The sequence below is a fragment of the Umezawaea sp. NPDC059074 genome (assembly GCF_042738955.1).
GTDB lineage: Bacteria > Actinomycetota > Actinomycetes > Mycobacteriales > Pseudonocardiaceae > Umezawaea.
Window position 1 is genome coordinate 1 of sequence record NZ_JBHYHC010000238.1, and the last position, 7,769, is coordinate 7,769.

Genomic DNA, 7,769 nt, shown 5'->3' on the forward strand with positions numbered 1-7,769 from the left:
TCCGACACCCTCGGCAAGGTCGGCACGTGCACCGGCTTCGTCGGGTGCAACGGCGTCGGCGTCGCCCGGACGTACTTCCAGTTCGACACCGGCTTCCTCGCGGACAAGCGGCTCCTCAGCGCGACCCTCTCCACGTCGGTCGTCTTCAGCCCGAGCTGTGCCGCGCGCGGCCACCAGGTCTTCCAGGCGTCACGCACGTTCAACTCCGGCCTCACCTGGAACAACGCCCCGCAGGGCCGGTTCCTCGACGGCGCGAACGCCCCCGGCGTGTCCGCCGGGTGTGCCGGTGACAAGGCCGTCGACTTCGACGTCACGAGCGGCGTCGACACCACCGGCTGGTCGGCGTACTACCTCAAGGCCGCCGACGAGAGCGACCGGCTGGCCTGGCGCAAGTACGACCCGGTGAAGACGCGGATCGTCGTCAACTACGAGACCACGACCGACGGCGCGGTGCTCGGATGACCGCCGGACGCAGAGGAACCGTGCTCCGGCGTGCCACCGCGACCGTCCTGCCCGCGGTGCTGGTCGCCGCGCTGGTGTCCGTGGTGACCGCGACGCCCGCGTTGGCGGGGGAACCGTCCGTGCCGCTGTCCGGCGTCCGCTCGACCCCGGTGTCGCAGCAGCAGGCGGGGGACCGGGGAGCGGACCCGGCGTCCAGCGGGGCGCTGACGGGCAACCAGCCCGCGAACGGGTCCACGAAGGACGGTGCGGGCACCAGCAAGGCGACGCCCCTCGCCCCGTCGGCGACCTGGAACGTCTCCGCGCAGACCGGTGACTTCAGCTGGTCCTACCCGCTGCGGGTGCCGCCCGCGCCGGGTGGTGCCGCGCCGCAACTGGCGCTGTCCTACGCCTCGTCCTCGGTGGACGGGCACACCAGCGCCACCAACAACCAGCCTTCCTGGGTCGGCGACGGCTGGGACCTGTCGGTCGGCTTCGTGGAACGCACCTACGGCGCGTGCGCCGAGGACACCACGGGCGGCACCACCCCGCCGAAGGTCGGCGACCTGTGCTGGCGCAGCGACAACGCCACCGCGTCCTATGGCGGTGGTGGCGGCCAGCTCATCCGCGACGACGCGACCGGCGGGTGGCGGGCCAAGAACGACGACGGCGCGCGGATCGAACGCCTCACGGGCACCGCGAACGGCGACGACGACGGCGAGAGCTGGCGCATCACCACCACGGACGGGACGCAGTACCTGTTCGGGTCGCGCCCGGAGGCGAAGTCGACGTGGACCGTGCCGGTGTTCGGCGACGACGCGGGCGAACCGTGCCACGCCGCCACCTTCGACGCCTCGCACTGCGTGCAGGCGTGGCGGTGGAACCTGGACCGGGTCGTGGACCCGCACGGCAACGTGACCCTCTACGGCTACGACACGGAGACCAACTCCTACGGCCTGAACAAGAAGACCACCGCCGTGCCCTACGTCCGCGCAGGCTCGCTGCGGTCCGTCGAGTACGGCCTGCGCGACGGCTCGACCGAGCCCGCGGCGGCGAAGGTCGACTTCACCACCGCCGACCGGTGCGTGCCGGGCAGCGACTGCACGCCGGACAAGAAGGAGAACTGGCCCGACGTCGCCTGGGACGACAAGTGCGACACGGCCACCTGCGTCGACCACGAGTCGCCGACGTTCTGGTCCACGAAGCGGCTGGCGAAGGTCACCACGAAGGTCCGGTCCGGCTCCGGCTACTCCGACGTCGAGTCGTGGTCGTTCGACCAGCAGTACCCCAAGCCCGGTGACGGCGAGAAGGCCGCGCTGTGGCTCAAGGGCATCTCCCACACGGGCCTCGCGGGCACGCCGGTCGAGCTGCCGCCGGTGACGTTCGAGGGCGCTCCGATGGCCAACCGGGTGGACAAGGTCGATGGCCTCGGTCCGCTGCTGCGCTACCGGGTCACCGGGATCGTCAGCGAGACCGGCGGTGTCACCAGCGTCGTCTACGCCGCGCCGGACTGCGCCGACGGCTCGCTGCCGGCAAACGCGGAGACCAACACCAAGCGCTGCTTCCCCATGCGGTGGGCCAAGAAGGACTTCAGCGAGCGCACCGACTACTTCCACAAGTACGTCGTTGCGCAGGTCGTGCAGTCCGACCGGATCTCGGCGAACACAGAGCAGGTCACCGCCTACGAGTACGTCGGAGGGGCCGCGTGGGCGTACGACACCTCCGAGTTCACCAAGGACGACAAGCGCACCTGGAACGACTTCCGCGGGTTCGGCACCGTGCTGATCCGGCAGGGCGAGCCGGACGACCCCAGCGGGCCGATCACCATGACCGAGCAGCGCTTCTACCGGGGCATGGACGGCGACAAGCAGCCGAGCGGCACGCGGTCGGTGTCGGTCACCGACTCCGAGGGCGTGGCCCGCAAGGACGACGACCAGCTCGGCGGGTTCGCGTTCGAGACGCAGACCCGCGACGGCGAGAGCGACCGCGTGGTGTCCAAGACGATCACCACCCCGACCGTCCAGGGACCGACGGCCACCAGGGGGATCCTCAAGGCCTACATCGTGAAACCCGGTGTCACGACCAACTACACGACGGTCGGCATCGGCAGGCGGACCACCCGCCAGGAGACCGCCTACGACGACCGCGGCCAGGTCGTGACGACCAACGACCTCGGCGACGTGTCGACCCCGGCGGACGACAAGTGCACCCGCACCACCATCGTCCGCAACACCGAGCGGTGGCTGATCGCCGACCCGGCCCGCGTCGAGACCGTCGCCGTCGCCTGCACGGCCACGCCGTCGTTCCCGGCCGACGCCCTCTCCGACACCCGCTTCGCCTACGACGGCAAGGGGTTCGGCGCCGCGCCGGACCAGGGCGACGTCACCCGGACCGAGGTGCTCGACCAGCGCCCGGCGTCCGGTCCCGTGTACAGCCTGGAGTCCACGACCGGGTACGACGCGCTCGGCCGCGTGACCTCGACGGGTGACGCGCTGGGCCGCACGGCCACCACCTCGTACGTGCCGCCCGCGGGCGGTCCGCTCACCAAGACCGTGGCCACCAACCCCCTCGGGCACGCCGTCACCACCACGGTGGAGCCCGCGTTCGGCCAGCCGACCACTCAGGTCGACGCCAACGGCCGCACCACCGAGACGACCTACGACGCGCTGGGCCGCAAGACCGAGGTGTGGCTGTCCAACCGGCCGAGGGCCACCAACGCCCAGGGCAACCAGCGGTTCGGCTACACCTACCGCAACGACGGCCCGACCGTCGTCACCACCACGTCCGTCGGCCCCAACGGCAACTTCACCAGCGGAAACGAGATCTACGACGGCCTGCTGCGGCTGCGGCAGACGCAGACGCCGGCGTCCGGTGGCGGCAGGCTCATCGTCGACACCCGCTACGACTCCCACGGCCGCGCCTACAAGACGACCATGCCGTACTTCACCGACTCGCCGGTCGACGACCGGCTGTGGGTCGCCTCCGACGTCGACATCCCCATGCAGACGGTGACCGAGCACGACGGCGCGGGCCGGACGACCGCCGAGATCACCAAGGGCGGCGCGAACGAGAAGTGGCGCACCTCCACCTCCTACGCGGGCGACCGGGTGAACGTGACCCCGCCGAAGGGCAGCACGCCGACCACGATCATCAACGACGCCCAGGGCCGGACGATCGAGCTGCGCCAGTACCACGGCTCCAAGCCGGAGGGCGAGTACGACTCGACCACCTACACCTACACGCCCGCGGGCCAGACCGAGAAGGTCACCGACCCCGGCGGCGCGACCTGGACCCGCGCCTACGACCTGCACGGCCGCCAGGTCAAGGACGAGGACCCGGACAAGGGCACCACGACGGTGACCTTCGACGCGGCCGGTCAACTGCTGACCAGCACCGACGCCAAGGGCGTGACCCTGGTCAACTCCTACGACGAGCTGGGGCGGCGGACCGCGACGCGGACCGGGTCGGCCACCGGCCCGAAGCTCGCCGAGTGGACCTACGACACGGTCCTGTTCGGCAAGGGGCTGGCGGCCACGTCGACCCGCTTCGTAGACGGTGAGGCGTACACCTCGTCGGTGTTGGGCTACAGCGCGCTCAACTCGCCGCTGGGCAACCGGATCACCGTGCCGCAGCGGGAGGGCGCGCTGGCGGGCAAGTACGAGACGTACTCGAAGTACACCCCGAGCGGCGACCAGGAGAGCACCACCTACCCGAAGATCGGCTCCCTGCCGACCGAGACGGTCACCCACTCCTACAACGACTTCGGGAAAGCGACCAAGACGTCCGGCGCGTTCGGCGGCGTCACCGCGGAGTACGTCACCGACACGGACTACACGCGTTACGGCGAGGTCCAGCGCGTGCAGCTGGGCGCGGTGGGCAAGAGGGTGTGGCTGTCGAGCTACTACGACACCAACACCCGCGAGCTGAACCGCACCATCGTGGACGCGGAACTGCCGCAGCCCATGGTGTCCGACGTCCACTACTCCTACGACGAGTCCGGGAACATCACGTCCATCGCGGACACCCCGACCGGCAAACCCGCCGACGTCCAGTGCTTCCGGATGGACTTCCTCCAGCGGGTCACGGAGGCGTGGACGCCCACCGGCGGCTGCGACGCCGCCCCCGGCGTCACCGGGCTCGGCGGTCCGGCTCCGTACTGGCAGTCGTTCGGCTACGACAAGGTCGGCAACCGGGTGTCCGAGACCCGGCACGCCGCGGGCGGCGACACCGTCCGCACGTCCACCTACCCGGCGGGCGGCCACCGCCTCGCCTCGGTCGCCACCGCGGGACCGGGCGGCACCGCCACGGACCGGTTCGACTACGACGCGTCCGGCAACACCATCGGTCGGAACCTGGCCTCCGGCGCGCAGCGGCTCGACTGGGACGCCGAGGGCCACCTGGCGAAGGTGACCGAGGGGACCAAGACCACCGAGTTCCTCTACGACGCCGACGGCGACCGGCTGATCCGCCGCGACCCGGCGGGCACCACGCTCTACCTGGACGGCCAGGAGGTGCGGCTCACCAAGGCCACCGGGGCGCTCGACGCCACCCGCTACTACCAGCACGGCGGCGCGACCGTCGCGATGCGGGACGCCAAGGGCCTCACCTGGCTCGCGGACGACCACCAGAGCACCGCGCAGGTCGCCGTGGCGAGCGGCGCGCTCGACGTGACCACCCGACGGCAGTTGCCGTTCGGCGCACCGCGCGGCGGGCTGGCGGCGTTCCCCGGCGAGAAGGGGTTCGTCGGCGGCACGACCGACGCGTCCACGGGCCTGACCCACCTGGGGGCCCGCGAGTACGACCCGCAGCTGGGCCGGTTCCTGTCCGTGGACCCGAAGATGGACCTGACCGACCCGCAGCAGATGCAGGGCTACAGCTACGCGAACAACAGCCCGCTCACCAAGTTCGACCCGACCGGGATGTTCTGGGACTGGATCGGCAAGAAGATCAAGTCCGGTTTGGACAACGCGGCCAAGTGGGTCGACAAGAACAAGAACTGGATCGGCGTCGGCTTGAACGTCCTGGGCTTCGTGCCCGGACTGGGCACCGCGGCGTTCATTCTTGGGGCCGCGCTGACGGCGATCGACCTGGTGCAGTCCATCGAGAAGGGCGACGGCCTGTCCATCGCGTTCGACGTCGCCGGGTTGGGGCTCGGATTCCTGGGCCGGGGAATGGTCGGCAGGGCCAAGTCGATGGTCCAGAACAGGGACAAGTGGAGTCCGCAGAACTGGAAGGGTGTCGGGCGGACCAAACAGGACTGGGACCAGATCGGGGAGAAGGCGAAGGACCTGGAAGACGGGGCGTACATGTGGGACATGTACGGCACGGGTCTCGGTGCGATGGGGGCGCTGTCCAACGACCAGAAGAACGCCATCGAACGTGACGCCTACAACGCGGTCTACGGACCCGCCAACAAGTCCGACTGCACACCGGAGGGGTTCTTCGGGCCGTACCCGTGTCGGTTCCAGAAGGTGATCGACCCGCTGAACAACTCCTACTGCCACGGGCCGTTCGCCCAGACGGAAGCCTGCAAGTGGTTGGCAACGCACCCGGCGGTCAACCTCGGCCCGGACAAGCCGGAGCGCAAGGCCGCCACCGGTGGGTCGGGGAGGTCCGGCAAGTCGGGCGGATCGGGCACCGCCCCGGCCGCGCCCACGTGCTCGCCGAACTGCTACCAGTCCAGCGACGGCATGTACCACCGCAACGACGGCAAGGGACGTGCCTGGTTCTGATCCGTGTAACCGGATGAAGGGGGAGATCCATGGGAACTCGCAAGAGGGTGTTACGGCGCGCGGCCGTGGTGCTGTGCGTCGGGGCGCTGCTGGCCGCCGCGCCGCCCGCGCTGGCGGGCACCGGGCCGGACGACCGGAAGACGACCACGTCCACCGATGCGAGGGCCGTCTGGGCGGTGCAGGAGAAGCTCGACGCCGTCGTTCAGGACGTCCGGGCCGCCGCGTCGAAGGACACCACCGGGGGCATCTCCGGGGTCGTCGTCGACCTGGACGGCAAGAAGCTGGACCTCTACTGGAAGGGCGAGCTGCCCGCGGCGGTCACCGCGCGGATCGGGGCGGCGCGGGCGGACGGCCTCGGCGTCGTGGTGCGGCAGGCGCCGTACACGGAGGCCGAACTGCTCGCGGAGGCCGACCGGATCTCGCGGAAACCGCTGCGCGCCACGGGGAGCACCGGGCAGCGGATGATGCGGGTCAGCCCGAAGCCGGACGGCACCGGGCTGGACGTCGGGTTGGACGGGCTGCCGTCGGACGTCGCGCCGCGCGACGCCCGGAAGGTCGTCCCGGCGCTCGACAGCGCGGTGCCGCTGTCGGTCACCGCCACCGACCCCGTCTCGTTCACCACCCGCTACTTCGACTCCGCGGCGTACTGGGGCGGCAGCTTCCTGCTCCGCCAGTCCGGGAACAACTCGTGCACCAGCGCCTTCGGCGTCACCGGCCTGAACGGCGCCGCCACCTACCTGCTGACCGCGGCGCACTGCGGCGAGGGGACGTGGGGCGGCGGGCTGTACGACGACGGCAGCGGCAACACGGCGCAGAACGTCTACGGGAGCACCATTCCCGCGGGCCGGTCGACGCAGCTGGACGTCGAGCTGATCCTCACCCCGTCCGGCTCGGCGGGCTACGTGTACTGGGGCAACAGCATCAACCCGCCCGCGGGCGACCCCGGCTCGCCCACCGGCGTGCCGGTCCGCGGCTCGATCGCCAACAGCACCGGCAACGCCTTCTGCCTGTCGGGGTCGTACTCCGGCTCGGTGTGCGACGGCAGCAACGTCCGGATCACCGGGACCGGCGTCACGCTCGTCTACGACCCGCCGTACAACGGCGTCAGCCGGGTCACGAACCTCTTGCAGGGCAGCGACGTGACCGGGTCGCGGGCCACCGGGATCGTGGGGCTGGGTGACAGCGGCGGGCCCGTCGCCAGCCCGACCAACGACGGCGGGCTGCTGGCCCGCGGCGTGATCAGCGGCTTGGCGACCGGGGGCGAGATACGGCCGTGCGCCGGGTACGCGCCCGCCGGGCGGGTGTGCTCCAGGGTGGTCTACTTCGCCGACCTCCAGGCGGGCATGGCCACGATCGGCGTGCGCCTCAACACCGCGTGACGCGCGGTCAGCCGACGAGGGCGTACCCGAGGTACACCGCGCCGAGGCCCGCGGCCACGCTGACCAGCACGTTCAGCACGGCGTGGAGGTAGGCCTCCTCCTCGACCAGGCGCAGCGTCTCGTAGCTGAAGGTGCTGTACGTGGTCAGGGCTCCGCAGAAGCCGGTGCCCAGCAGGGCCATCGCGGGGGTGGGCCGCGCGCTGCCCACCCCCGCGAGCGC

At 71.1% G+C, this 7,769-nt stretch carries 4 protein-coding genes; 3 read left to right on the forward strand and 1 reads right to left on the reverse strand.

Features of this window, described 5'->3' with window-relative positions:
• From ACFWW9_RS45070 to ACFWW9_RS45080, 3 genes are all read left to right on the forward strand, one after another.
• Positions 1 to 462 (forward strand): DNRLRE domain-containing protein (locus ACFWW9_RS45070; RefSeq protein WP_390389642.1); only part of this gene is annotated, 462 nt, incomplete at its 5' end.
• A complete protein-coding gene (locus ACFWW9_RS45075; RefSeq protein ID WP_390389644.1) occupies positions 459 to 6,170 on the forward strand; it encodes an RHS repeat-associated core domain-containing protein in 5,712 nt (1,903 codons plus the stop codon). The genes ACFWW9_RS45070 and ACFWW9_RS45075, both read left to right, overlap by 4 nt.
• A gap of 29 nt (positions 6,171 to 6,199) precedes the next feature.
• Positions 6,200 to 7,549, forward strand: a complete 1,350-nt coding sequence (locus tag ACFWW9_RS45080; protein WP_390389646.1) for a hypothetical protein — start codon at positions 6,200 to 6,202, stop codon at positions 7,547 to 7,549.
• 7 nt (positions 7,550 to 7,556) lie between these two features.
• Here ACFWW9_RS45080 and ACFWW9_RS45085 read toward each other — a convergent pair.
• A partial coding sequence (locus ACFWW9_RS45085; protein WP_390389648.1) for a fluoride efflux transporter FluC occupies positions 7,557 to 7,769 on the reverse strand: 213 nt, incomplete at its 5' end.

Bases quoted from the DNA above. Each gene is read 5' to 3' on its own strand.
- ACFWW9_RS45075 (WP_390389644.1), top strand. From the start codon at position 459: ATGACCGCCGGACGCAGAGGAACCGTGCTCCGGCGTGCCACCGCGACC.
- ACFWW9_RS45080 (WP_390389646.1), top strand. From the start codon at position 6,200: ATGGGAACTCGCAAGAGGGTGTTACGGCGCGCGGCCGTGGTGCTGTGC.